General features: G+C 67.9%; 23 protein-coding genes and 5 tRNA genes. 10 read left to right on the forward strand and 18 right to left on the reverse strand.

Translation table 11 applies throughout. From position 1 onward, the window contains the following. Positions 1-58: 58 nt before the first annotated feature. Positions 59-838, forward strand: a complete 780-nt coding sequence (locus tag FM069_RS05770; RefSeq protein WP_143487336.1) for a hypothetical protein — start codon at positions 59-61, stop codon at positions 836-838. A gap of 4 nt (positions 839-842) precedes the next feature. Here FM069_RS05770 and FM069_RS05775 read toward each other — a convergent pair whose 3' ends face one another. Further along, positions 843-1,811 (reverse strand): tRNA dihydrouridine synthase, encoded by a 969-nt coding sequence (locus FM069_RS05775; RefSeq protein ID WP_143487337.1) that lies wholly within the window; start codon positions 1,809-1,811, stop codon positions 843-845. Between the two features lie 141 nt (positions 1,812-1,952). On the opposite strand from FM069_RS05775, the gene FM069_RS05780 reads away from it, so the two are divergent. Continuing rightward, positions 1,953-2,345 (forward strand): hypothetical protein, encoded by a 393-nt coding sequence (locus FM069_RS05780; RefSeq protein ID WP_143487338.1) that lies wholly within the window; start codon positions 1,953-1,955, stop codon positions 2,343-2,345. On the opposite strand, the gene FM069_RS05785 is transcribed toward FM069_RS05780, so the two are convergent. The 9 genes from FM069_RS05785 to FM069_RS05825 form a co-directional block, all read right to left on the reverse strand. Beyond that, on the reverse strand, positions 2,342-3,307 hold the full coding sequence (locus FM069_RS05785; protein WP_143487339.1) for a GntR family transcriptional regulator: 966 nt from the start codon (positions 3,305-3,307) through the stop codon (positions 2,342-2,344). The genes FM069_RS05780 and FM069_RS05785 overlap by 4 nt on opposite strands. Before the next feature lie 59 nt (positions 3,308-3,366). After that, positions 3,367-3,801, reverse strand: a complete 435-nt coding sequence (locus FM069_RS05790; protein ID WP_143487340.1) for an acyl-CoA thioesterase — start codon at positions 3,799-3,801, stop codon at positions 3,367-3,369. Further along, entirely contained in the window at positions 3,798-4,448 is a 651-nt protein-coding gene (locus FM069_RS05795; protein ID WP_143487341.1) for a bifunctional 4-hydroxy-2-oxoglutarate aldolase/2-dehydro-3-deoxy-phosphogluconate aldolase, read from the reverse strand. The genes FM069_RS05790 and FM069_RS05795 overlap by 4 nt, the downstream gene beginning before the upstream one ends. A gap of 283 nt (positions 4,449-4,731) precedes the next feature. Further along, positions 4,732-4,807, reverse strand: a tRNA-Glu gene (locus FM069_RS05800). Between the two features lie 50 nt (positions 4,808-4,857). Next, a tRNA-Ala gene (locus FM069_RS05805) sits at positions 4,858-4,933 on the reverse strand. A gap of 78 nt (positions 4,934-5,011) precedes the next feature. Then, a tRNA-Glu gene (locus FM069_RS05810) sits at positions 5,012-5,087 on the reverse strand. A gap of 60 nt (positions 5,088-5,147) precedes the next feature. Further along, positions 5,148-5,223: transfer RNA gene (locus FM069_RS05815), tRNA-Ala, on the reverse strand. A gap of 144 nt (positions 5,224-5,367) precedes the next feature. Further along, on the reverse strand, positions 5,368-6,849 hold the full coding sequence (gene gltX / locus FM069_RS05820) for a glutamate--tRNA ligase (protein WP_143487342.1): 1,482 nt from the start codon (positions 6,847-6,849) through the stop codon (positions 5,368-5,370). A gap of 49 nt (positions 6,850-6,898) precedes the next feature. After that, the gene (locus FM069_RS05825) at positions 6,899-7,819 is read right to left on the reverse strand and encodes a LysR family transcriptional regulator (protein WP_143487343.1); all 921 of its coding nucleotides are present in this window, start codon (positions 7,817-7,819) and stop codon (positions 6,899-6,901) included. Positions 7,820-7,921: 102 nt separating this feature from the next. Here FM069_RS05825 and FM069_RS05830 point away from each other — a divergent pair, with 102 nt between their 5' ends. The 3 genes from FM069_RS05830 to FM069_RS05840 are packed head-to-tail and all read left to right on the forward strand — an operon-like array spanning position 7,922 to position 11,443. After that, positions 7,922-8,959 carry an HlyD family secretion protein gene (locus tag FM069_RS05830; RefSeq protein ID WP_143487344.1) on the forward strand — a complete coding sequence of 346 codons (1,038 nt, stop codon included), beginning with the start codon at positions 7,922-7,924 and terminating at the stop codon, positions 8,957-8,959. 59 nt (positions 8,960-9,018) lie between these two features. Continuing rightward, on the forward strand, positions 9,019-10,509 hold the full coding sequence (locus FM069_RS05835; protein WP_178106678.1) for an MDR family MFS transporter: 1,491 nt from the start codon (positions 9,019-9,021) through the stop codon (positions 10,507-10,509). 34 nt (positions 10,510-10,543) lie between these two features. Continuing rightward, positions 10,544-11,443, forward strand: a complete 900-nt coding sequence (locus FM069_RS05840) for an EamA family transporter (protein WP_143487346.1) — start codon at positions 10,544-10,546, stop codon at positions 11,441-11,443. A 51-nt stretch (positions 11,444-11,494) separates the two neighbouring features. On the opposite strand, the gene uvrB is transcribed toward FM069_RS05840, so the two are convergent. Beyond that, entirely contained in the window at positions 11,495-13,507 is a 2,013-nt protein-coding gene (gene uvrB / locus FM069_RS05845; protein WP_143487347.1) for an excinuclease ABC subunit UvrB, read from the reverse strand. Between the two features lie 187 nt (positions 13,508-13,694). Between uvrB and FM069_RS05850 the strand changes: the two genes are divergently transcribed. Then, a complete protein-coding gene (locus tag FM069_RS05850) occupies positions 13,695-14,882 on the forward strand; it encodes an amino acid aminotransferase (protein ID WP_143487348.1) in 1,188 nt (395 codons plus the stop codon). A gap of 68 nt (positions 14,883-14,950) precedes the next feature. Further along, positions 14,951-15,026, forward strand: a tRNA-Asn gene (locus tag FM069_RS05855). Between the two features lie 186 nt (positions 15,027-15,212). On the opposite strand, the gene FM069_RS05860 is transcribed toward FM069_RS05855, so the two are convergent. Beyond that, the gene (locus FM069_RS05860) at positions 15,213-15,488 is read right to left on the reverse strand and encodes a hypothetical protein (RefSeq protein ID WP_143487349.1); all 276 of its coding nucleotides are present in this window, start codon (positions 15,486-15,488) and stop codon (positions 15,213-15,215) included. 413 nt (positions 15,489-15,901) lie between these two features. Here FM069_RS05860 and FM069_RS05865 point away from each other — a divergent pair, with 413 nt between their 5' ends. Next, positions 15,902-16,534, forward strand: coding sequence for a LysE family translocator (locus tag FM069_RS05865; protein ID WP_143487350.1), 633 nt, complete (start codon positions 15,902-15,904; stop codon positions 16,532-16,534). Between the two features lie 27 nt (positions 16,535-16,561). Here FM069_RS05865 and FM069_RS05870 read toward each other — a convergent pair whose 3' ends face one another. Next, positions 16,562-17,497 (reverse strand): DMT family transporter, encoded by a 936-nt coding sequence (locus tag FM069_RS05870; RefSeq protein ID WP_143487351.1) that lies wholly within the window; start codon positions 17,495-17,497, stop codon positions 16,562-16,564. A gap of 95 nt (positions 17,498-17,592) precedes the next feature. Here FM069_RS05870 and FM069_RS05875 point away from each other — a divergent pair, with 95 nt between their 5' ends. Both FM069_RS05875 and FM069_RS21565 read left to right on the forward strand, forming a co-directional pair. After that, positions 17,593-18,516, forward strand: a complete 924-nt coding sequence (locus tag FM069_RS05875; RefSeq protein ID WP_233281987.1) for a LysR family transcriptional regulator — start codon at positions 17,593-17,595, stop codon at positions 18,514-18,516. A gap of 247 nt (positions 18,517-18,763) precedes the next feature. Beyond that, entirely contained in the window at positions 18,764-19,345 is a 582-nt protein-coding gene (locus FM069_RS21565) for a GNAT family N-acetyltransferase (protein WP_178106672.1), read from the forward strand. 128 nt (positions 19,346-19,473) lie between these two features. On the opposite strand, the gene FM069_RS05885 is transcribed toward FM069_RS21565, so the two are convergent. The 5 genes from FM069_RS05885 to FM069_RS05905 all read right to left on the reverse strand — a co-directional run bounded on the left by FM069_RS05885 (position 19,474) and on the right by FM069_RS05905 (position 24,652). Continuing rightward, entirely contained in the window at positions 19,474-19,809 is a 336-nt protein-coding gene (locus FM069_RS05885; protein WP_143487353.1) for a ComEA family DNA-binding protein, read from the reverse strand. 92 nt (positions 19,810-19,901) lie between these two features. After that, a complete protein-coding gene (locus FM069_RS05890; RefSeq protein ID WP_143487354.1) occupies positions 19,902-21,881 on the reverse strand; it encodes a polysaccharide biosynthesis protein in 1,980 nt (659 codons plus the stop codon). Then, positions 21,881-22,912, reverse strand: a complete 1,032-nt coding sequence (locus tag FM069_RS05895) for an MraY family glycosyltransferase (protein ID WP_143487355.1) — start codon at positions 22,910-22,912, stop codon at positions 21,881-21,883. The genes FM069_RS05890 and FM069_RS05895 overlap by 1 nt, the downstream gene beginning before the upstream one ends. Next, a complete protein-coding gene (locus FM069_RS05900; RefSeq protein ID WP_143487356.1) occupies positions 22,909-23,853 on the reverse strand; it encodes a UDP-glucose 4-epimerase family protein in 945 nt (314 codons plus the stop codon). The genes FM069_RS05895 and FM069_RS05900 overlap by 4 nt, the downstream gene beginning before the upstream one ends. Next, the gene (locus FM069_RS05905) at positions 23,846-24,652 is read right to left on the reverse strand and encodes a glycosyltransferase family protein (protein WP_143487357.1); all 807 of its coding nucleotides are present in this window, start codon (positions 24,650-24,652) and stop codon (positions 23,846-23,848) included. The genes FM069_RS05900 and FM069_RS05905 overlap by 8 nt, the downstream gene beginning before the upstream one ends. Positions 24,653-24,904 lie beyond the last annotated feature (252 nt).

Below are 24,904 nucleotides of genomic sequence, written 5' to 3' on the forward strand. Positions count from 1 at the left end.
TCGCCTTGGCCAAACCGGCGACGGCTGGCATGCTGGGCCCGCCAGGAGGACGCCGCCGATGACCGAACCCACCGCCGATTCCCCGGACGCCGCCGAAGACACTCCGCGCGTCCATCCCTGGGCGGACCTGAAGACCGAGCGCAAGCGCCTGCTGCGGCTCGCGCCCCTGCCCACCGACCGCAGCAGCGGCGCGCGCCCGCTGCGCTTCGTGCAGCTCGGCCAGGCGGAGCGGCACAGCCCCGAGCAGAGCCTGCTGCGCCTCGGCGTGGAGGTGCCCGGCCAGCACCTGCGGGCCGGTCAGAACATGCTGGACGTGTGGGTCGACCATCGCGAGAAGCGGGTTCGTTTCGAACTGGAGGGCAGTACGCCGCTGGACCCGGCCAATCGCGGCCTGGGGCGCTTCCTGCTGGCCCAGGGCATCGCCTGGGCGCGGCAGAAATGGGCGCACTATCGAGTCGAGCCGGGAACCCTGGCGGCGAAGGACGCGCTCACCGAGGACGCGCGCCTGCGCCGCGACCATGTGCTGCGGGCCCAGGGCTTCGAGCTGACCTACGAAGGCGAGGCGCAGACCAAGGGCCATTTCGGCGCCGGCCGGGTCAGCGAGCTGCACCCGGACTGGAACAAGGAAAAGGTCCAGTTCGTCGACCTGCTGGAGGCCGCGGCCATGCTGCAACTGGCCGACCAGAACCTGCGGGAGCAGGACGCCGAGCTGCGCACCCTGAACCAGCGCCTGAGCACCTTCAAGCGCGACGACACCAGCCTGCGCTTCACCATCGCCTGCCTGGTCACCTTCGCCATGTTCCAGGCCGGCCTGCTGATCTGGATCGCCACCCACTGAGGGGTCAGGCCACGTCCAGGGCCTCGCCGGGGGCGAACTCCAGCCAGGCGTCGAAGCGCTGGCAATCGCTGTCGCGGCGGATCTCGGCGAACAGCGCCACGGCCTCCGGGTAGCCCCGGGTGAGCATCCCCAGCCATTGCTTGAAACGGCCCGGCGCATAGCGCGGCGCCAGCTTGCGCCGCGCCTGCCGCCAGAAGTCCCGCAGCAGCGGCTGCAGCGCCGTCCAGTCCAGGGCGGCGCAAGCGCCGCCGTCGCGCCAGGCGGCGATCTGCAGGGCCAGGTCCGGCCGCGACACCAGCCCGCGCCCCAGCATCACGTGCTCGACCCCGCTCACCGCACGGCAGCGCAAGTAGTCCTCCAGGGACCAGATCTCGCCATTGGCGAACACCGGCACCTTAACCACGTCCTGCACCCGGGCCACCCATTCCCAGTGGGCGGGCGGCCGGTAGCCTTCCACCTTGGTCCGGGCATGCACCACCAGCTGGCCGGCGCCGCCCTCGGCCAGGGCCCGGGCACAGTCCAGGGCGCCGTCCGGGCTGTCGAAGCCCAGGCGCATCTTCGCCGTCACCGGGATCGAGGGCGGCACCGCCCGGCGCACCTCGCAGAGGATCGCGTGGAGCAGCTCCGGCTCCTTGAGCAGCACCGCTCCGCCCCGGGACTTGTTGACGGTCTTGGCCGGGCAGCCGAAATTCAGGTCGATGGCGGGCGCCCCCAGTTCGCAGGCGAACGCCGCGTTGTCCGCCAGGCAGGCGGGGTCGGAGCCCAGCAGTTGGACCCGCATGGGCGTGCCGGCCGGGGTCCGCGCGCCGTGGCGCAGCTCGGGCGCGAGCTTGTGGAAATGGCTGGCGGGCAGCAGGCGGTCGCAGACCCGGATGAACTCCGTCACGCACCAGTCGATGCCGCCGGCCCGGGTGAGCACGTCGCGCAGGATGTCGTCCACCAGGCCTTCCATGGGCGCCAGGGCGATTTGCATGGGGATCGATCCGCCAAGCCAAAAAGGGCGCGTAGTGTAGTGCAGCACTGGCGGGGTTCGAAGCGCCGCACGGCGCGAAATGGGTGGAGCGCCGCGGGCGGCGGGCGGTCTCACTCCTGAATGCCTCGTCTGGAGCCACCCATGCGTCATCCGCTGCTGCCCCTCCCCATCCTGCTGGTGGCCGGCCTGGCCCTGGCCGCCGAAGACTCGATCCCGCCCGGACCGCCGGACCCGTCGCCATTGGCGCCCGCCCGGTTGATGATCGGCCGCGACAGCAGTGCCCCGAACGCCTGTGACGTGACCCTGTTCATCAACGGCCAACTGGCCGCCGAGCTGGCCCCCGACCAGTCGGTGACCCTCAACGTGCCCAGCGGCGAGGTGGGGGTGTCGGCGTCCCTGTCCAGCGCCGGCTACTGCGCCGAGAGCAACACCCCCGGCGCCGTGCAGTCGGCGATTCTCAAGCCCGGCGAGACCCGCCAGTACCGGGTCATGGTGGATACCAGCGGCGTGTTCCTTTCGCCGTTGATCGACTAACCCCCGGAGGCCCGCGCCGCCTGGGCCACCACTTCGCCGCCCCGACCTTCTGCGGCGAGGTCCTCCCCATCGTCCAGTGCCTGCCCGTCGGCACCGTGATGGCGGCGGCTGGACACCTCCAGGTGCCGGTGCATCAGGGTCGCTGCCCACTCGTTCTCGCCCTGCTCCAGGGCATCCAGGATCGCCAGGTGCTCGCGGCAGGACAGGCGCACGTCCTCCGGATTGGGGTGCCGCAGGCTCTCGCTGAGGTGCAGCAGGCGGTTCTGCTGGCGCACCGCCTGGAGGATGTAGCTGTTGCCGGAGGACGCCGCCAGCAGCTCGTGGAACTCCGAATTGGCGGCGAAGAAACCCGAACCGTCCGGCAGCGCGGCCAGCAGGTCGAGGTGACGCTGGCGACACTGGCGCAGCCGGTCACCACACAGACCGAAGGAATCCTCCAGCAGCGCCGCCGGCTCCACCAGCATCCGGTAGCGGTAGCTCTCGTAGCGCTTCTGGGGGGTATTCAGGGTGGGCAGGAACAGCCAGCCGTGGCCATGCCGCCGCTGGATCACGCCCTCCTCCGAGAGGCGCAGCAGGCAGCGCCGCAGGGTCGCCTTGCCGACCCCGTAGCGGCGCAGTACGTCACTCTCCATGATCTGGTCGGGCAGCCGGCGGGCCATGCGGTCGCCCAGCAGGCGGCGGTACAACTCCTCGTCCTCGCTCAAGGGCAGGCGCGTCGGCAGGCGCTGGGTGCGCAGCTGGCGCGGCACGCCATAACCCTGCTGGGGCAACGGTTCGATCAGGGAGCGGGACGCCAGGTAGGCCAGGGCACCGCGGATCGGCGAACGCGACACGCCGAAGCGGCTGGCCAGCTCGACTTCCTTGAGGTGGCGCCCGGCGGCGAATTCGCCGGACTGAATGGCGGAGAGAATTTGCGAGGCCAGCTTGACCTGCAAAGACGTGGGATGACTCGTTCCTTTCATGACACGTACCCTTCCTTGGGCTGCCCACGCTATCCGAAGCGGGGACGATTTTCCATCTCTCAGGCCCGTCGTAGAGCCTTTCCGTAGCCTTCGACAAACTCCGGCGGCATACGTTTCGGCCGTCCGGTCGACAGTTCGATGCAAACGAATGTAGTTCGTGCACGCAATAATGTGAGGCCATCCGCCGGACGGACCAGTTGGAAACAGCGGTCCATTTTCAGGCGCTGGTCGGATTCGACGATCCAGGTTCCCATCTCCAGCGCCTCGCCCTCGTAGGCGCTGGCGAGGTAATCGATCTCGTGGCGCACCACCGCCATGGCCCGGTCCAGCCGGCGGTATTCCGCCAGGTCCAGCCCCAGGCGCTGGGAATGGCGCCAGGCGCAGCGCTCCAGCCAGGTCACGTAGACCGCGTTGTTGGCGTGGCCCAGGCCGTCGATGTCGTCGGCGGCCACCATGAGGTCGATCACGAACGGATCGGGCAGGTCCCAGGTCATGTCGGTCGCTCCAGGTCGCCGCCCAGCAGCTGCGCTTCCCGGGCCAGTTGGGTGATCTGGTCCCAGGCGCGGGCGCGGATCAGGTTGTCCGGGGCGATCCAGGTGCCGCCCACGCAGGTCACGTTGGGCAGGCGCAGGAAGCCGGCCAGGTTGTCCGGGGTGATGCCGCCGGTGGGACAGAAGCGAATGCCGGTGAACGGCCCCTTGAGGCTCTTGAGCATCTTCACGCTGGCGTTGCCGTTGGCCGGGAACAGCTTCAGGGAGCGGTAGCCGTACTCCAGGGCCTGCAGCACCTCGGACGGCGTCATCACCCCCGGCAGGTACGGCAGGCCCGCGTCCTCGGCCGCGGCGGCCAGGCGCTGGGTACAGCCCGGGCTGACCACGAAATGGGCACCGGCGTCGCGGGCCTCGAGGAATTGCTCGGTGTGGATCAGGGTGCCGGCGCCCACCAGCAGGTCGGGGAAGGCCTCGCTGATCGCCGACACTGCCTCCAGGGCGCGGTGGGTGCGCAGGGTCACTTCCAGCACCTGTACGCCGCCGGCCTGCAGCGCCGCGGCCAGGTCCACGGCGAGGCCCACGTCCTCGATCACCAATACCGGCATCACCGGGCGCGCCCGCTGCAATACCGCTTCCATCGTCAGGGCCATGTCGTCTCCCGTCTCGGCAGGCTGTCAGGTCCGAGGCCGCGAAGGACGCCGGCGCTCGGTGGGTCGCGCAGTGTAACCACTCGCGGCGCCGATCCCTACGTCTGAACGGCGCGAGCGCCTCGGGTTCGGGTGGATTCGGCGCGCGCACCGGGACGCGCACCCCGCGGAATGGACGCGCATGATGTCGCTCGCGGGACGCGAGACTGGAAGATTCGGGAGGCAGAAAAACAAAAGGGCCACTCCATGACGGAATGACCCTTGAAAGCCCGCAGAGCGGGAAAACTGGCGTCCCCTAGGGGACTCGAACCCCTGTTACCGCCGTGAAAGGGCGGTGTCCTAGGCCACTAGACGAAGGGGACATGACCTTCGAAGAACAAGGCCAGCCCGAAGGCTGGCCTTGTCTGACGTTTGGTGGAGCTAGACGGGATCGAACCGTCGACCTCTTGCATGCCATGCAAGCGCTCTCCCAGCTGAGCTATAGCCCCGAAAAGCCTGCAGCGCGAGCTGCCTGGGTGCGATCTTTCGACCGCGCGCCCGGTTCGTGAACCGGACGCTGGAAACAGTGGCGTCCCCTAGGGGACTCGAACCCCTGTTACCGCCGTGAAAGGGCGGTGTCCTAGGCCACTAGACGAAGGGGACGCTGATACCCTTCTGCACATCGGCTCATCGCCGATGGTGGCACCCTTCCCGAGGGAGGGGTGGTGGAGCTAGACGGGATCGAACCGTCGACCTCTTGCATGCCATGCAAGCGCTCTCCCAGCTGAGCTATAGCCCCCTTACAGGACGGGGCGCATGTTAGGGGCGCCCTCCCCGCCTGTCAACAAAATTTTCTGTCCGGATCGATTTTTTTTCGGAGGAAGAACAACCACTTACCCGAACCGCCGCGAAAGCGCGGGCCCTCGCGGCGAGACGCCGCCGGTCAGCCCAGGGCCGCCAGCAGCTTTTCCCACTCCTTGGTTTCCTTCTTCGACACGCCCCCCAGGGTCTCCAGGGCCTGGCGCAGGCGGAAACGGGTGAGGTCCGGGCCGAGGATTTCCATGGCGTCCAGCACCGACACGGAGCTGGCCTGCCCGGTGATCGCCGGGAACATCAACGGCATCAGGTCGCGCAGCTTGAGCTGCAGGTGCTCGGCCACTGTCTGGATGCACGCGGTGAGGCGCTCCTTGTCCCACTGGCGCAACGCTTCCAGCTTCCACAGCACCAGCTGCATCACCTGGCGAACCTGGTCGGCGTCCAGCTTCTTGTGGGCGAACAGGCCGGGCTCCAGGGGCAACGCGCCGGCGAAGAAGAAGCCGGCCAGCGGGGCGATCTGGCTGAAGGTTTCCACGCGGCCCTGCACCAGCGGGGCGATCTTCATCAGGTACTCGGGGTTCAGCGCCCACTTCTGCACCTCGGCGGCGAAGCGCTCCACCGGCAGCTCGCGAATCCACTGGCCGTTCAGCCAGGACAGCTTCTCCAGGTCGAAGATCGGCCCGCCCAGGGAAATGCGCGAAAGGTCGAAGTGCTCGATCATGTCCGCCAGGGAGAACTTCTCGCGCTCGTCCGGCATCGACCAGCCCATGCGCCCCAGGTAGTTGAGCATCGCCTCGGGCAAGAAGCCCATGCGCTCGTAGAAGGTGATGGAGGTGGGATTCTTGCGCTTGGACAGCTTGCTCTTGTCCGGATTGCGCAGCAGCGGCATGTAGCACAGCTGGGGCTGTTCCCAGCCGAAGTATTCATAGAGCTTGATCAGCTTGGGCGCCGAAGGCAGCCATTCTTCGCCGCGCAGCACGTGGGTGATGCCCATCAGGTGGTCGTCCACCACATTGGCGAGGAAGTAGGTGGGCAGGCCGTCGGCCTTCATCAGCACCTGCATGTCCATGCGGTCCCAGGGAATCTCCACGTCGCCACGGAGCAGGTCCGGCACCACGCAGATGCCCTCGCTGGGCACCTTCATGCGGATCACGTGGGGCTCGCCCGCCGCCAGGCGACGCTGCACCTCGTCGGCGGACAGCTGCAGGCCGCGGCCGTCGTAGCGCGGCGTTTCGCCCCGGGCGGTCTGCTCGGCGCGCATCTGCTCCAGCTCCTCGGGGGTGCAGAAGCAGTAGAAGGCGTGGCCTTTCTCCACCAGTTCCAGGGCATAGCGGCGATAGATGTCGCCGCGCTCGCTTTGCCGGTAGGGGCCGTGGGGGCCGCCTACGTCCGGGCCCTCGTCCCATTCGATGCCCAGCCAGCGCAACGCGTCGAAGATCTGCTGTTCGGATTCGCGGGTCGAACGCACCTGGTCGGTGTCCTCGATCCGCAGGATGAACTGGCCGCCGTGCTGGCGGGCGAAGCAGAGGTTGAACAGGGCGATGTAGGCGGTGCCGACGTGCGGGTCGCCGGTGGGCGACGGCGCGATACGGGTACGAACGGTGGTCATGGGGAGGTTCCGAAACGGGGCGCCGCGACGGACGGGCGCGAGGGCGACTTCAAGGGGGCGATGTTAACAGGCACGCCGCGACGGGCTCCAGCAGCCGGCCGTTCTCCACCGGCAGATTGCTCATGAGGAAGTCCAGGAAGGTCTTCACCTTCATCGCCTGGAAGCGCCGCGACGGGTAGACCGCGTACAACTCGCCGATGGGCAGACGCGCCTGGGGCAGCAGTTCCACCAGGGTACCCAGGCGCACCGCCTCGTCGCTGATCATGGTGGGCAACCCGGCGATGCCGGCGCCGGCGATCACCGCCTCGCGGGCGAAGGTGATGTTGTTGCAGGACAGCGCCCGCTGGCACGGCACGCTGTCCCCCAACAGCGGCCAGTAGCGGCTCGCGTCCTGGGGCAGCAGCACTGCGCGGTGGGCGGACAGGTCCGTCGTCTCCAGGGGCGTGCCATGGGCCGCCAGGTAGTCCGGGCTGGCGTAGAAGCGCCGGCTGCTCTCGAACAGCTTGCGGGCGATCAGGGTGGAGTCCTGGGGCTGACCGACCTGGATGACGATGTCCACGCCCTCCTCCACCGGGTCCACCGCCCGGGAGGTGATCTCCACTTCGGCGGTGATCTGCGGGTACTGGCGCATGAACGCGCCCAGCACGCGGCCGAGGAACAGCTGGCCGAACTCGATGGGGGCGGTGATCCGCAACAGCCCGGACGGCTCCTGCTGCAACTGCATGACCGCCTGCTCGGCCTCGGCGAAATCCAGCATGATCTGCCGGCAGCGCTCGTAGTAGGCCTGCCCCACTTCCGTCAGGCGCAGCTTGCGGGTGGTGCGGTTCAGCAGGCGCACCCCCAGCCGCTCCTCCAGCAGGGCGATGCGGCGGCTGACGGTGGACTTCTGCATGCCGAGGCTGTGCGCGGCCTGGGTAAAACTGTGGTACTCCACCACCCGGGTGAAAATGAGCGCGTCATCCAGCCCCATTATTGTTCCTCATAAACAACAAAGTTTCTGAAGTGTACCGGCTATGTGCCAACACCGGACATTTGTTAAATTCCTTTACACTTTTCCCCTCGATACCCCGCCATGCCCGCCACCCTGAAGCGTCGCCTGTTGATCTTTCTTGCCCTGCTGATTCTCGTCGCGGGCGGTTTCCTGCTCCGCTGGTACCTGGTGGGACGGTTCCACGAGACCACCGACAACGCCTATGTGCAGGGCGAGATCACCCGGGTGTCCAGCCAGGTCAATGCCCGCATCGTCGAGGTACTGGTGAGCGACAACCAGCACGTGGCCAAGGGCGACGTGCTGGTGCGGCTGGAGGCCGACGACTTCGACCTGGCCCGCCAGCGCGCGACCGCGGCCCTGGCGATCCGCGAGGCGGAGCGGGTCCAGGCCCAGAGCAAGCTGACCCAGCAGGCGAGCCTGATCGCCGCCGGCCAGGCGCAGCTGGCCGCCAGCCGCGCCACCCTCGACCGCACCCAGATCGACCTGACCCGCGCCCAGACCCTGCGCAAGCCGGGCTACGTCTCCGAGGAGCGGGTCACCACCCTGTCCGCCGACAGCCACGTCGCCCGCTCCCAGGTGGCCAAGGCGGAGGCCGACCTCAAGGCCCAGCAGGAACAGGTGGGCGCCCTCGCCGCCGAGCTCAAGCGCCTCGACGCGCTGATCGCCGAGGCCCGCGCCGAGCTGGCCCAGGCCGACCTGAACCTGGGGCGCACGGAGATCCGCGCACCGGTGGCCGGCCTGGTCGGCCAGCGCTCGGCGCGCAGCGGCCAGTACGTGCAGGTGGGCGCCTACCTGATGTCCCTGGTGCCGGACGAAGACATCTGGGTCCAGGCCAACTTCAAGGAAACCCAGATCGGCCGCATGCAGCCCGGCCAGGCGGTGGAGCTGGAGTTCGACAGTTTCCCCGGCACGCCCATCGAGGGTCGCGTGGACAGCCTGTTCGCCGCCTCCGGTGCGCAGTTCAGCCTGCTGCCGCCGGACAACGCCACCGGCAACTTCACCAAGGTGGTGCAGCGCATCCCGGTGAAGATCGCCATGGCCGCGGACAATCCGCTGCGCGGTCGTATCCGCCCGGGCATGTCGGTGCAGGTGGACGTGGCCGTCGGACGCGACCGCTAGTGGCCGCCGATGCGCTGATCCGACCCACCGCCGAGCCCAGCCGACGCGACTGGATCGCGGTGATGAGCGCCATGCTCGGCGCGTTCATGGCGGTGCTGGACATCCAGATCACCAACTCCTCCCTGAAGGACATCCAGGGCGCGCTGTCCGCCACCCTGGAAGAAGGCTCGTGGATCTCCACCTCCTACCTGGTGGCGGAGATCATCATGATCCCCCTCACCGCCTGGCTGGTGCAGCTGCTCTCGGCGCGGCGCCTGGCGCTCTGGGTGTCCCTGGGCTTCCTCGCCGCCTCGCTGCTCTGCTCCCTGGCCTGGAACCTGGAGAGCATGATCGTCTTCCGCGCCCTGCAGGGCTTCACCGGCGGCGCGCTGATCCCCCTGGCCTTCACCCTGACCCTGATCAAGCTGCCGGACCGGCACCGCGCCAAGGGCATGGCGCTGTTCGCCATCACTGCCACCTTCGCCCCCTCCATCGGGCCGACCCTGGGCGGCTGGCTGACGGAGCGCTTCGGCTGGGAGTACATCTTCTACATCAACGTCCCGCCCGGGCTGGTGATGATCGCCGGCCTGCTCTACGGCCTGGAGAAGAAGGCGCCCCACTGGGAGCTGCTGAAGACCACCGACTACGCCGGCATCCTCACCCTCGGGCTCGGCCTCGGCTGCCTGCAGGTGTTCCTGGAGGAAGGCCACCGCAAGGACTGGCTGGAATCCAGCCTGATCGTCGGCCTGGGTTCCGTCGCCCTGGTGAGCCTGGTGCTGTTCGTCATCCTCCAGGTATCCCGGCCCCACCCGCTGATCAACCTGGGGGTGCTGCGGGAGCGCAACTTCGGCCTGACCAGCATCGCCAGCGTCGGCATGGGCGTCGGCCTGTACGGCTCGATCTACCTGCTGCCGCTGTACCTCGCGCAGATCCAGGGCTACAACGCCCTGCAGATCGGCGAGGTGATCATGTGGATGGGTATCCCCCAGCTGTTCCTGATCCCCCTGGTGCCGCAGCTGATGAAGGTGATCCCGCCGCGGCTGCTCTGCGCCTTGGGTTTTCTGCTGTTCGGCGCCTCCAGCTTCGCCTCCGGGGTGCTCGACCCGGACTTTGCCGGCCCGCAGTTCAACCACATCCAGGTGATCCGCGCCATCGGCCAGCCCATGGTGATGGTGACCATCTCGCTGATCGCCACTGCCTACATCCGCCCCCAGGACGCCGGCTCCGCGTCGAGCCTGTTCAACATCCTGCGCAACCTCGGCGGCGCCATCGGCATCGCCCTGCTGGCGACCCTGCTGGACAGCCGCGCCAAGGTCTACTTCGACTACCTGCGCGAGGCCCTGGGGCCGGCCAACCCCCAGGCCCAGGAACGCCTCGCCCAGCTCACCGCGCGGATCGGCAACGAACAGGCGGCCCTGGGCAAGTTGAGCGAGATCGTTCACCAGCAGGCGGCGATCATGGCGTATAACGACGCTTTCCATTTCGTCGGCCTCGCCCTGGCCATCAGCATGCTCGCCGTGCTGTTGACCCGTCCGCTGCCGGCCAATGCCACCGGTGGCGCCGCCCACTGACCTCGCGCCTCGCGCTTCTTCCCGGGTAGTACCGATGTCCGCTTCGCCCGCTTCACGCCGCACCCTGCTCCTCGTCCTGGCCTTCACCGTGCTCTACATCGGCTGGGGCACCACGTACCTGGCCAACCACTTTTTGCTGCGGGAGATCCCACCTTTCGTGGTGGGCTCCCTGCGCTTCCTCCTGGCCGGGCTGCTGGCCCTGGCCTGGGCGCTGGCCAGCGGCCGCGCCCACCTGGGCCGGCAGGACCTGGGCAGCGTGCTGATCGGTGGACTGCTGCTGATCGCAGTGGCCCAGGGCGCGCTGATCTTCGCCAACCGGGTGTTGCCCACCGGGCTGCTGGCGATGCTCTACACCACCCTACCGCTGTGGAGCGTGGCCCTGGAATGGCTGCTGGGGGATCGCCCGCCGCTGCGGGTACTGGCCGGGCTGGCCGTGGCCATCGCCGGGATCGTGCTGCTGATGGGCAAGGGCTTCCCCAGCGATGCCGGGCCCGCCGAGTGGTTCGCCGGGGCGCTGGTGGTGGGGGCGACGCTGCTCTGGGCGGTAGGCGCCTGGCTGATGCGCCGGCGCGCACCGTTCCGTTCCCAGTGGACCGGCCTCGCCCTGCAGATGCTGACCGGCTCGGCGATCCTCAGCGTGTGCGCCCTGCTGCGCGGCGACTGGCAGGGCTTCGGCCTGGACGCCATTTCTCACCAGGGCTGGCTCTGGCTGGCCTACCTGGTGGGGCCGGTGAGCCTGGGGGTGTACCCGGCGTATTTCTGGCTGCTGCGGGAAGTGCGGCCGAGCCTGGTGTCCACCTTCGCCTTCGTCAACCCGCTGGTGGCGCTGCTGCTGGGCTACCTGCTGCTGGGCGAGCGCCTGAGCGGCGTCGCCCTGCTGGCCTGCGTGGCCACCCTGGCCGGGGTGACCCTGATCGTCCTCGGCCGCCGCTGAGGCGAGGCGACCGCCGGGGATCGGGCAGCACCGCCAGCGGCCTGGCCCGACTCAGACCTGCAACAGTCGGTCGCGCAGCTTCTGGATGTCGTCGCGCACCTGGGCGGCGGCCTCGAACTCCAGGTCCCGGGCGAGTTGGAACATCTTGTCCTCCAGCTGGCGGATGCGCTTGTTGATCTCGCTGGGGGAGCGCAGCTCGGTCTCGTACTTGCCGCTTTCCTCCGCTACCTTGGCCACGCCCCGGCGCTTGCCGCGCCCGCCGGGCACTACGGCACCCTCGAGGATGTCGGTGATGTCCTTCTTGACGCCCTTGGGCACGATGCCATTGGCCTCGTTGAAAGCCATCTGTTTTTCGCGCCGCCGCTCGGTTTCGTCGATGGCCCGCTGCATCGAGCCGGTCACGTTGTCGGCGTAGAGAATCGCCCGGCCGTTGAGGTTGCGCGCTGCCCGGCCGATGGTCTGGATCAGCGAGCGCTCAGAGCGCAGGAAGCCTTCCTTGTCGGCGTCCAGCACCGCCACCAGGGACACCTCGGGCATGTCCAGGCCTTCCCGCAGCAGGTTGATCCCCACCAGCACGTCGAAGGTCCCGGTGCGCAGGTCGCGGATGATCTCCACCCGTTCCACGGTATCAATGTCCGAATGCAGGTAGCGCACCCGCACGTCGTGATCGGCCAGGTAGTCGGTGAGGTCCTCCGACATCCGCTTGGTCAGGGTGGTCACCAGCACCCGCTCCTCGGCGGCCACGCGCTTGCGGATTTCCGAGAGCAGGTCGTCCACCTGGGTGGTGGCCGGGCGCACCTCGATGACTGGGTCCACCAGGCCGGTGGGCCGCACCACCTGCTCCACCACCCGACCGGCGTGGTCCGCCTCGTAGGGGCCGGGCGTGGCGGAAACGAAGATGGTCTGCGGGCTGATGGCCTCCCATTCCTCGAAGCGCAGCGGTCGGTTGTCCAGCGCCGAGGGCAGGCGGAAGCCGTACTCCACCAGGGTTTCCTTGCGGGACCGGTCGCCCTTGAACATGGCCCCGACCTGGGGCACCGAGACGTGGGATTCGTCGATCACCAGCAGGGCGTTGGCCGGCAGGTAGTCGTAGAGGGTCGGCGGCGCCTCGCCAGAGCCGCGCCCCGACAGGTAGCGGGAGTAGTTCTCGATGCCGTTGCAGTAGCCCAGTTCGAGGATCATCTCCAGGTCGAAGCGGGTGCGCTGTTCCAGGCGCTGGGCCTCTACCAGCTTGTGCTGGCCGCGCAGGAAATCCAGGCGCTCCTGCAGCTCCACCTTGATCTTCTCCACCGCGTCCAGCAGCGTTTCCCGCGGCGTGGCGTAGTGGGTCTTGGGGAAGAAGGTGAAGCGCGGCAGCTTGCGGATCACCTCGCCGGTGAGGGGATCGAAGGCGGACAGGCTCTCCACCTCGTCGTCGAACAGCTCGATGCGCACCGCCTCCAGGTCGGACTCGGCCGGGAACACGTCGATCACGTCGCCGCGCACGCGGAAGGTGGCCCGGGCGAAATCCATCTCGTTGCGGGCATACTGCAGGTCGGTGAGCCGGCGCAGCAGATCGCGCTGGTTGAGCTTGTCACCACGGTCCACGTGGAGAACCATCCGCAGGTAGGTCTCCGGGCTGCCCAGGCCGTAGATGCAGGACACCGTGGTGACGATGATGGCGTCCGAGCGCTCCAGCAGCGCCTTGGTGGCCGACAGGCGCATCTGCTCGATGTGGTCGTTGATCGACGAGTCCTTCTCGATGTACGTGTCCGACGACGGCACGTAGGCCTCGGGCTGGTAGTAGTCGTAGTAGGAAACGAAGTACTCCACCGCGTTGTTCGGGAAGAACGTCTTGAACTCCCCGTAGAGCTGCGCGGCCAGGGTCTTGTTGGGCGCCAGCACCAGGGTCGGTCGCTGCACCTGGGCGATGACGTTGGCGATGCTGAAGGTCTTCCCGGAGCCGGTGACCCCCAGCAGGGTCTGGTGGGACAAGCCCGCCTCCAGCCCCTCCACCATCTGACGGATGGCTTCCGGCTGATCGCCGGCGGGCTGGAAACGCGTGACCAGTTGGAACTCGGACATGAAGCCCCCTCGACAGACGGCTGTGACGTGGCGGCGAGGCTCACGTCAAAGCGGGCGAAAAGCGCGGATGCGTTATCGCTCCGAACACCCATGGCCGCTATAATAGCGACCCGTTTACGCAACCCCCACCCTTTCCGTGGACGGGCGTTGCCGGCCTCTTTCTTCCCCACCCCCAGAGCCAGCGCACATGAGTCTGTTTTCCGCCGTCGAGATGGCCCCACGGGACCCGATCCTGGGTCTCAACGAAGCGTTCAATGCCGACCCCCGTCCGGACAAGGTCAACCTCGGGGTGGGCGTCTACAGCGATGAACAGGGCCGCATCCCGCTGCTACGCGCCGTGGCCCAGGCCGAGCAGGCCCGGGTAGCGGCCCACGCGTCTCGCGGCTACCTGCCCATCGACGGCATCGGCGCCTACGACAAGGCGGTACAGACCCTGCTGTTCGGTGCCGACTCCGCCCTGGTGGCCGACGGCCGCGTGGTCACCGTGCAGGCGGTAGGCGGCACCGGTGCCCTGAAGATCGGCGCCGACTTCCTCAAGCGCCTGTGTCCCGACGCGGTGGTGGCCATCAGCGATCCCAGCTGGGAAAACCATCGCGCCCTGTTCGAAGCCGCCGGCTTCGAGGTGCGCAACTACCGCTACTATGATGCGACTAGCCACGGGGTAAACCGTTCCGGCCTGCTGGACGACCTGAACGCCCTGCCCGCCGGCTCCATCGTCGTGCTGCACGCCTGCTGCCACAACCCCACCGGCGTCGACCTGACCCCGGACGACTGGCGTGCCGTGCTGGACGTGGTCCGCGCCCGCGGGCACATCCCGTTCCTCGACATGGCCTATCAGGGCTTCGGCGATGGCATCGAGGAAGACGCTGCGGCGGTGCGGCTGTTCGCCGATTCCGGCCTGCCGTTCCTGGCCAGCAGCTCCTTCTCCAAGTCCTTCTCCCTGTATGGCGAGCGGGTCGGCGCGCTGTCCCTGGTCACCGGGTCCCGGGAAGAAAGTGGCCGGGTCCTGTCCCAGGTGAAGCGGGTGATCCGCACCAACTACTCCAACCCGCCCACCCACGGCGCCGTGATCGTCGCCAGCGTGCTCAACGATCCCGCCCTGCGGACGCTCTGGGAGCAGGAACTGGCGGAGATGCGCGACCGCATCCGCGCCATGCGCCTGGCCCTGGTGGACCAGCTGGCATCGGTCGGGGACTTCGGCTTCGTCGCGCGCCAGCGCGGGATGTTCAGCTATTCCGGGCTCAGCGCCGACCAGGTGGACCGGCTGCGGAGCGAGTTCGGCATCTACGCCGTCAGCACCGGCCGCATCTGCGTTGCCGCCCTGAACCGTGGCAACTTGCAGACCGTGACCCGCGCCATCGCCGCCGTCCTCTGACGACACGGGGGAAGTCATCCGAAGGGTATTGACTTCCCCTTTTTAATCAGTAGGATACGCACCGTTGTTCCGCGATAGCTCAGTCGGTAGAGCAAATGACTGTTAATCATTGGGTCCCTGGTTCGAGTCCAGGTCGCGGAGCCAGATAAAACGAAGCCCTGCAGCGATGCAGGGCTTTTTTTTTTGCCCGCAAAGTCATTCAGCGCACCAATTCCGCGTGGTCGCCCTGGCCGTCGGCCATTCGTATCCCCCGCCGTTGAATGCGCCGCTGCGACGTGCCGTGCTGCAGTGCGCATCCCCTTGGAATCCCTCGCTCCTGAAGCACTTCGCCTACGTACGCGCCGCGTTCGGGTCGATGAGCCGGCGCAGTTCGTTGGCCTTGGCGAACGAGAGCAGGATCTCCCAGAGCGGGCCCTCGAAGGCTTCGGCGGATACCCGCATCGGGCGCTGCTTCCTCACCGCTTCCACGGCGATGCGAATCTGCGCGGCGGGCGCTTCGAGGGTCAGCCCCAGGTGGGGAAACCGCAGCCTGACCAGCCCTTGGGCATCCACCGACAGCTCAGGCTCCAGCATCGTGTCCCTGGACGGCTCTTCGAGTTCCAGCATGGGGGCTCCCCGCAGTCGTAGGTGGCGCCGATTTAAGCACACCCACGGCCCGGCGACCGATCCCGCGGGCGCCCAACCCGTGAAAGAGCGATCGCCTGCGGTCTGCCTGGCGGCCCTGCCCGCGCGCCTGGAGTCGCCGCCACCCTGACCGCCTGGCACACCACGGAAACTGTCCGGCATTACGGCAAGCCGCTTTGCGAAACGTGCCCCTCACGCGCAAGGTTCGTTGGCAAACCGTCTTCCAGAGGCCTCGCGAAGAAACGAGCGATAGATGCACCGCCCCTCCGGCGCGCCGACGGCTCGCCACCAACCGCCCTGCCACCGCGGGGCCCGCCGGGGTATTCTGGCGGCTTCTTTCCGCGTCCACACACCGATCCAGCCGCCGCGTCGGCCTCCGGGCCCAGGAGCATTCCATGATCGATCCGTCGGTAGCCATCCTGTTCGCCGGCGCCTGCCTGGCCCTCTCACTGACGCCCGGCCCGGACATGCTGCTGATCGCCTCCCGCAGCCTCAGCCAGGGCCAGGCCTCGGGCTTCATGTCCCTGGCCGGCATCCAGGCGGGCACCTACTGCCACGCGCTGGCCGCCGCCCTGGGCCTGTCCCAGCTGTTCGTCGCCGTGCCCCTGGCCTACGACGTCGTGCGCTTCGTCGGGGCCGCCTACCTGGCGTTCCTGGCTTGGAAGGCCTTCACCACGAAGCGCCCGGCCCTGGCGATCGAGACGAAGCCGGCTACCACGCCGCTCCTGTCGATCTTCACCCAGGGCCTGCTGACCAACCTGCTCAACCCGAAGATGGCGCTGTTCGTGCTGGCGCTGTTTCCCCAGTTCGTCGACCCGCAGCGAGGCTCCGTTGCTACCCAGATCCTGCTGCTGGCGACGCTCCTCAACGGCATCGGCCTGCTGGTGAACGGTGCGGTGAGCCTGCTGGCCAGCCGCTTCGGTACCGTCCTCGCCACCAATGCCCGGATCGCCCGGCGCCTGAACCTGTTCCTCGGCGCGGTGTTCCTGGTGCTGGCCTGCCGACTGGCGTCCGCTTCAGGCCGATGATCGCGGTCGAGGGCCTTGCCGCTTGTGTTACCGGCCAGTGGCCTTCGGCGCCGCGGGCTTGATCCGGGAAATCCCGAACAGCACCAGGGCCAGGCCGCCCAGCTGGTACACCGACACCTGCTCGCCGAGGATCGCCCAGGCGGCGAACAGGGTGAGCACTGGACCGAGGTTGCCGATGGTGGCCGCATGGGCTGCCCCCATGCGCTGGATGGCCAGCGCCATCCAGTACACCGGCAGCACGGTGGAGAACAGCGCCATCAGCGCCGCATAGAGCCACACCGCTCCGTCGAGCCCCGCCAGGTTCCTGCCCCCGGTCGTCAGGCCGTAGTGGCCGAGCACGAAGATCGCCGAGGCGCTGCCGGCCAGCCCGGCCAGGCGCATGGAGCCGACCCGCTTCACCAGCGCCCCCGTGCCGATGTAGTAGAAGGCATAGGTGACCGCGCTGGCGAAGACCCAGGCAGCCCCCTTGAGCACGGCATCGCCGCCCCCGGCGAAGCCCACATCGTGCAGGAAGGCCACACCCAGCCCCAGGTAGCAGATGCCCATGGCCTGCAACGTGCGGGAGGCCGGCCACTGCCGGAGCAGGACGGCCTGGATCACCAGGACCAGGGTCGGGTAGGAAAACAGGATGAGGCGTTCCAGGCCGGCGCTGATGTACTCCAGCCCGTAGAAGTCGAACAGGCTGGAAAGGTAGTAGCCGACCGCCCCCAGCAGCAGGATCTTCAGCAGGCCGCCGGCATCCAGGGGCGCCTCGCTGTCCTGCCGGCTCAGGTAGATCAGGCCGAGGAACAGCGGCAGGGCCAGGCCCATGCGCAGGGCCAGCAGGGTCACCGCGTCCACCGGGCCGGCGGCGTAGCCGAGCTTGACGAAAATGGCCTTCAGGCTGAAGCCGGCCGCGGACAACACCGCGTAGAAACGGCCATCTCCCACGCTTTGCCGGTACAACAGGGGCAGGGACTTCACGGGACGGCTTCCAGGGCAAGGACAGAAGGGCTTATTCTGCGTGGAACGCGCCACTCGGCCGTATCGCTTTTTTCAGCACGCTGCCTTCTCCCCAGATGAACGCCCTGCACTTCGACCTGATCGACCTTCGCCTGATCGTGGCCATCGCCACCACCGGCAGCCTGAGCAAGGCGGCGTCCACCTTTCCCGTCGCGGTTTCTGCCGCCAGCAACCGGCTGCGGCTGTTCGAGGAGCGCTGCGGGCTCATCCTGTTCAATCGCTCTCCGGAAGGCATGGCCCTGACGCCGGCCGGCCGGCTGGTCATCGACCAGGCCGTGGCAGTCCTGGGAGAGGCGGAGAAACTCCGGCAGGCGGTGAAGGACCTGGCGGGCCATCAGCGGATCAGCCTGCGGTTGTCCGCCACCACGGTGGCAAACAGCACCTTCCTACCCTCCGCCCTGGGGCCGTTCCTGATGGACTACCCGGAGATCGACCTGCAACTGGTGGAGCAGAAGAGCCGCGACATTCTCAAGGCGGTGCAGGCCGGCGAAGCGGAGATCGGCGTCTACGACGGCAACCTGCCCACGGAAGGGTTGATCTCCCTGCCGTTCCGCGACGACAAGCTGGTCCTGCTGGTGCCGCACTCGCATCCCCTGACCCAGCGGCAGACGGCCAACATGCGCGACGCACTGGGCTTTTCCTTCGTCTGCCTGCCCCCGGAACGGGCCATGCAGCGCTTCATCGAGGAAACCGCCCTGAACAACGGGGTGCCGCTGAAGATCCGGGTGCGGGCGCCGAGCTTCGACGCCATTGCCCAGCTGGTGGCGCAGAACGCCGGGATCGCCATGCTCCCCGAGGCCGCGGCGCTGCGCCATGTCCACGAATTGCCGGTGAACATCGTGCCCCTGGAGGACGCCTGGGCGACCCGCGAACTGCGGCTGTGCATCAGGGACTGGGAACGCCTGCCCTCCCATGCCCGGCAACTGGTGGCGCACCTGTCGAAGGGCGCCGGGCGTCAGGGGAGCGACCGAGACGCCTAGGCGCCTGGATGCCCATTGGCCCGGGGCCACCCTCGCTCGATGCAGCGCAAAGCCCGCAGCCACCCTGCCACTGGACGAGATCGGAACGGGGGGCTTGCGCTGGGGCGAGCATTCTTCTTGGCGATCGAGCCGTGCCGTCAGCGCTGCCACACCGCCTTTTCCGCATGCCCGAGGAATGAGGCCTGGACTCGTCGCCGGCGTCCCCGGGTATCATGCGGCCCTGCCCGTCCCCGCCATCGAGGTGGCCATGCACGTGAATTCGGAGCGGCTCGTCCTGCGTCCCGCCGCCCATGCCGATACCGAGGATCTGCTGCGGATCTATGGCGATCCGGAAACCAACCGCCTCAACCCGGAAGGCCCCCTTCCCGACCTCGCCCACGCGAAGCAGGTCATGGCCGCCTGGCTGGCGCATTGGCGGGCCCACGGCTTCGGCTACTGGGCGATCGCCACCCGGGACGCACCGGATCGCCTCATCGGCTTCGGCGGTATCCGGGTGCGCGACTTCCAGGGCCAGCCCATCAACAACCTGGGTTATCACTTCGCCCTGGAGAGCTGGGGAAACGGCTACGCCACCGAATTCGCCGAATGCGCCCTCGCCTGCGCCTTCGGCCCGGCGCAGCCCGACCGCGCCAGCGGCGGCCTGGCCCACCTGGAAACCGTCACCGCCCTGGTGCGGGACAACCACCTGGCCTCGCAACGGGTCCTGGAGAAGGTCGGTTTCCAGTGGCATGCGCGTCACGTGGACCCCACAAACCCGCCGCCCCTGCTGGTCTACCGCTTCACTCGGGCGATGTGGAAGGCGACCGACGCGACGGGCTCACCGACCTGATTCGTTTCGGCCCCGGCGACCATGGAATTTCGAGGGCCTCATGCGAGCCCTCGCGGACAAGCCAGCCAAAATGCGGCACACAATAAAAAGGCCGGTCCAGGGACCGGCCTTTTTTACCGTGGATCGCCTCAGTCGAGGGTCAGTCGCTCCCGGTTTTTCTCCAGCGTCGCGGTACCGATCCCTTTCACCTCCAGCAGCTCGTCCACCGAGGTGAACGCGCCGTGAGCCTCGCGATAGTCCACGATGGCCCGGGCCTTGACGCCGCCAATGCCCACCAGCCCTTTCTCCAGAGTGTCGGAATCGGCGGTATTGAGGTTGACCCGATCAGTCGCCGGCGCCGTGGCGGCCGCCTTGGCGTGGGTAACGGCGGGCTCGGGCGCGGTGGTCTCGACAGCCGCCGGGGTGGCGACGGAGAAACCGGTCAGGAGGGCGAACAGCAGGGACGAAAGTGCGAGCTTGCGCATGATGAGATTCCTTTTTCATCGTTGAGAAAACGGCTTTTCCTAAGCCGCAGGAACCACCATAGCCGGGCCCGCCAGGGCGTCAAACGTCGCCCTCAGGGATTTTTCCGTTTGTAGATCCAGTCCACAATTTCGCCTTCCGGGCTGTAGCCGCTCACCGCCTGGCGCAGCAACTGGCGCACCCGGTCGTAGTCGTCCTGCTCCACCGCCTTGAGCAGTTCGGCCAGCACCGTCTTGAAAGTTTCCCAGGGCAGGTGCTCCTCGTCGGCGCGCTTGATCATGGGGTGCTCGGTGAGGCTGACGTTGTCGCCGATGAGCAGCTCCTCGTAGAGCTTCTCGCCGGGACGCAGGCCGCTGAACTCGATGGCGATGTCGCCATGGGGGTTGTGCTCGGAGCGCACCGACAGCCCGGAGAGGTGGATCATCTTCTCCGCCAGGTCGGCGATCCGCACCGGCTTGCCCATGTCCAGCACGAACACGTCGCCGCCCTGCCCCATGGAGCCTGCCTGGATCACCAGCTGCGCCGCCTCGGGGATGGTCATGAAGTAACGGGTGATGCTGGGGTGGGTGACGGTCACCGGGCCGCCGCGCTTGATCTGTTCGCGGAACACCGGGATCACCGACCCGGAAGAACCCAGCACGTTGCCGAAGCGCACCATGGTGAAGCGGGTCTTGTTGACCCGGTGCACCCCGGCGCTGTCGCCGAACAGCACCGGCGCGGTCTCGTGGCTGAGGGCCTGCAGCACCATCTCCGCCAGGCGCTTGCTGCTGCCCATGACGTTGGTGGGGCGCACCGCCTTGTCGGTGGAGATCAGCACGAAGTTGGCCGCCCCCGCCTGCACCGCGGCCTGGGCGGTCAGCAGCGTGCCCAGCACGTTGTTCAGCACGCCCTCGGCGATGTTGTGCTCGACGATGGGCACGTGCTTGTAGGCGGCCGCGTGGTAGACGGTGTTGACCTTCCAGGTCCGCATCACGTCCTGCAGCCGGTCCGCATGACGGATGGAGCCCAGGATCGGCACCAGTTCCACCGCCAGGGCATCGTGGCGGATGCGCCGCTCCAGCTCGTTCTGGATGCAGTAGAGGTTGTATTCGCAGTGCTCGAACAGCACCAGGGTGGCCGGCTCGCAGGTGAGGATCTGCCGGCACAGCTCGGAGCCGATGGAGCCGCCGGCACCGGTGACCATCACCACCTGGCCGCGGATGCAGCGCTCGAACAGCTCCTGGCGCGGCGGTACCACGTCGCGGCCCAGCAGGTCGCCGATGTCCACCTCGCGCAGGTCGTCCACTTCCACCAGGCCCTGGGCCAGGTCGTTGACGTCGGGCACGCTGCGCACCCGCAGCGGGTAGCCTTCCAGGGATTCGAGGATTTCCCGGCGACGGATGCGTGACGCCGAGGGAATTGCCAGCAGCACTTCTTCCGCGCCGGTCTCGCGGATCATCTGCTCGATGTGCTTGGGCTTGTACACCCGCAGGCCGGCGATGACCCGGGTGGCGATCTCCGGGGCGTCGTCGATGAACGCCACCGGCCGCATGATGCGGCCCTGGCGCAGGGCGGCCAGCAGCTGGTTGCCGGCGGTGCCGGCACCGTAGATGGCCACCTTGCGCACCACCGTCTCGGTGTGCAGCGAGAGGATCGTGCCGCTGGCGAACCAGTCGCCCATGAAGTACTGGCGCATCAGCAGGCGCAGCCCACCCACCATGCACAGCGCCAGCCACCAGTAGATGAACACCACGGAACGCGGCATCACCTTGTCCGGTTGCATCAGGAAGATCACCAGGGTCAGCAGCAGCGCCGACAGGGTGATGGACTTGCCGATGGCCAGCAGGGCGTCGTTGCCCACATAGCGCATCACCGCCCGGTACAGCCCCATGCGGATGAAGAACGGCACGGCGGTGAGCGGCGCGGCGATGAACAGCCAGAGGTACTGATCGAAGGGGACGAAGGCGTGCTCGATGCCCAGGCGGATGCCGAAGGCCAGCCACAGCGCGGTCCAGATCAGCACCACGTCCGTGACCACCTGCAGCACGCGCTTCTTGCGCCGGCTGAGACCCAGGAGCCATGGCTTGAGCGCCATCAGTGGGGCATCGCCCGCGAGCGGGCCTCATCGGCGCCGGCGCGGTAGTAGAGGGCCAGCAGCATCAACGGCAGGTAGGCCACCAGCAGCGCCACCAGGCCCGGCAGCAGGCCGGACACCGCCAACCAGGCACAGGGCAGCAGCCACAACAGGTTGAGGGCGATCACCGCCAGGGTCACCGGCCGGTGGCTGCCGGCCTGACGCGAAGCGGACTGGTAGGCGTGGCTGCGATGCGCCTCGTAGACGCGCTGGCGACGCAACAGCCGCCGCAGCAGGGTCAGGCTGGCGTCCACCACGAAGGTGCCGAGCATGATCAGCCAGGCCCACAGCAGGTCGCCGGAGGTCTGCGCCTGCCAAGTCATCAGCCCGCCCAGGGCCGCGCCGAGGAAGCCGCTGCCCACGTCGCCCATGAAGATCTTCGCCGGGGGGAAGTTCCACAGCAGGAACCCGAGGGCGGCCACGGCCAGCATCACCAGGGGCTCCAGGGTGTTGGCGTGATCGCCATACCAGGAAAGGAAGGCCATGCCCAGGCAGACGGTCACCGCTTGGGCGGCGGCGATGCCGTCGATGCCGTCCATGAAGTTGTAAAGGTTGATCAGCCAGACCAGGAACAGCCCCAGCAGCGCGGTGCCGAACCAGCCCAGGTCGAGCGTGCCGACCCAGGGCACCGGCAGCGGCGGCAGCCCGCCGACACAGCTCAGCAGCAGGCCCGCCGCGGCGAAGTGGACCAGCAGGCGCCAGCGCGCCGGCACATGTTCCAGGTCATCGATGAAGCCGATCAGCGCCACCGCGGCGGCGCTCAGGACCAGGCCCAGCCAGGCGGCGAAGGGCAACTCGCCCAGGCCGTACAGCAGGGTCAGCGCCATCAGGTAGGCGACCACGATGGCGATGCCGCCGCCGCGCGGGGTGGGGATCGAATGGGAGCTGCGGGCGTTGGGCACGTCCAGCAGGTTCTTGTGCAGGGCGAGATGACGCACCAGGCCGGTCAGCGCCAGGGAAACCAGAAACGTCGAGCAAAGCAGGGTCATCATCGTCCTTCGGGGAAATCCACAACGGCACGGCGCAGGCCCTGATCGACATCCAGCGGGGGCACCCAGCCGAGCCTTTCGCGGGTGGCGCTGTCATCCACTTGCAACGAACCATACAGACGCTTGTGAATGCCTTCCTGGCCCAGCATCAGCATCAGCCGGCGCGCGAACCCCGGCATCGGCAGCAGCCGGCTCGGCCGCTGCGAGGCCTTCGCCAGGCGCCTCACCAAGTCGCTGGTGGAGAGGTCCTCGCCATCGCGGACGAGGAACGTCTGCCCCGCGGCTGCGGGGTGACGCAGGCACACTGCCAGCAGGTCCACCAGATTGTCCAGTGCCACCAGGCTGCGCCGGTTGTCCAGGCGCCCCAGGGGCAGCGGCAGGCCGCTGTTCACCAGGCGGATCAGCGCGGCGAAGTTGGCCTTCGCGCCCGGGCCGTAGACCAGCGGCGGGCGCACGATGACCAGTTGCATCGGCGTGCCTTCGCACAGGGCGCGCAGGCCCTTCTCGGCCTCCCACTTGGAGCGGCCGTAGGCGTCCTCCGGGGCGGGCAGGTCGAAGGCGGTATAGGGCGCCCCGGGCTGGGTGCCTTCGCCGTTGACCTTGATGGAGCTGACGAACAGGAAGCGCTTGACCCCCGCGGCCAGGGCCTGGCTCGCCAGGTTGAGGGTGCCCTCGATGTTCACCGTGCGGAACTCGCTTTCCATGTCGCGGCCGGCGGTCTTCAGCACGTGGGCGCAGCCGGCAGCGTGCACCACGGCGGATACGCCCTGCAGCGCCTGGCTCCAGTCGGTGCCGCCCTGGATGTCGCCGATCGCCACGCTGTCGCCCTGGGCGTCCGGGCGACGGACGGCGCGGCGTACCTGCCAGCCATCGGCCACCAGGCGCGGACAGAGGACACGCCCCACGAAGCCGGTGGAACCGGTCACCAGGCAGATTTCAGCCATGGCTCACCTCCGTCAGGCGCGGCGGGCGGCGACCGCCCAGGTAGAAGCGGCGGAAGTAGCGCAGCATGCTGCCCAGGTACCAGTAGAAATGCGGGGAGAACAGGTTGCGGTTGTGGAAGCCGCCCTTGTGGTAGGCCTTCACCGACGGCAGGTAGAGGACCCGCTCGCCGAAGCGCCGCCAGGCGCGCAGGCAGATGTCGGTGTCCTCGAAGTACATGAAGTAGCCCTCGTCGAAGCCGCCCAGGGCTTCGTAGAGGCCAGCGTTGAACACCAGGAACGAGCCGGCGGCCCAGTCGCAGCGCGATGGCGCGTGGAACTCGTCCCTGTCGATGCGTGCGGGATTGCCCCAGCCCATGATCATCCAGTAGTAGTCCTTCACTCGTGGAAAATGGCGGATCGACGTGTCTGCCTTTTCGTAGGAGCGATCAGTATAAAGATTGATCGCATAGAGAGAACTGGGATGGGCGGATATTTCTTCCCGCAGCTGCTCCAGGGCGTCCCGGGACAGCTCCACGTCGGGGTTGCAGCAGATGAAGATGTCCGACGGCTTCAGCCCTGCCCGCTCCTTGAAGTAGCGGAACGCCAGGTTGTTGTTGGCGCCGAAGCCACGGGTACGGCCGGAGTTGACCAGGTAGGGGATGCCCTTGGCCAGGCAGAAGGCGCGCAGCGCCGGCTCCCCGAGGTTGTCCACCACCAGCAGGCGCACGTCCTCGACCTCGCGCAGGTCCAGCAGGCAGTCGTTCTGGGAGATCTCGTCCAAGTGCCCGTGGGAGACGATGGCGATGTGGATCACCGGCATGCGCGCTCACCCACCACAGCACGTTTCCACTGGTTCATGAGGCGGACTGTTCGGACATCGGGAATGGGAAACCTCGGGTTGGCGGCGAATCTTAGCACAGCGCCAAACCGCACCGTGGGCCCAGGACCCTTTCGTTCAGCCAGCCGCGCTGGAGCCATGTGACAACGCCCGCGCGGGATTGCTCGCGTTCCGGCGGCGTCACGTCCGGAACGCCCTGGAGAAGTCGCCGCGCGGCAGGCGCGGCGTTCAGCA

Origin of the sequence: Pseudomonas mangiferae (assembly GCF_007109405.1) — a bacterium.
GTDB lineage: Bacteria > Pseudomonadota > Gammaproteobacteria > Pseudomonadales > Pseudomonadaceae > Pseudomonas_T > Pseudomonas_T mangiferae.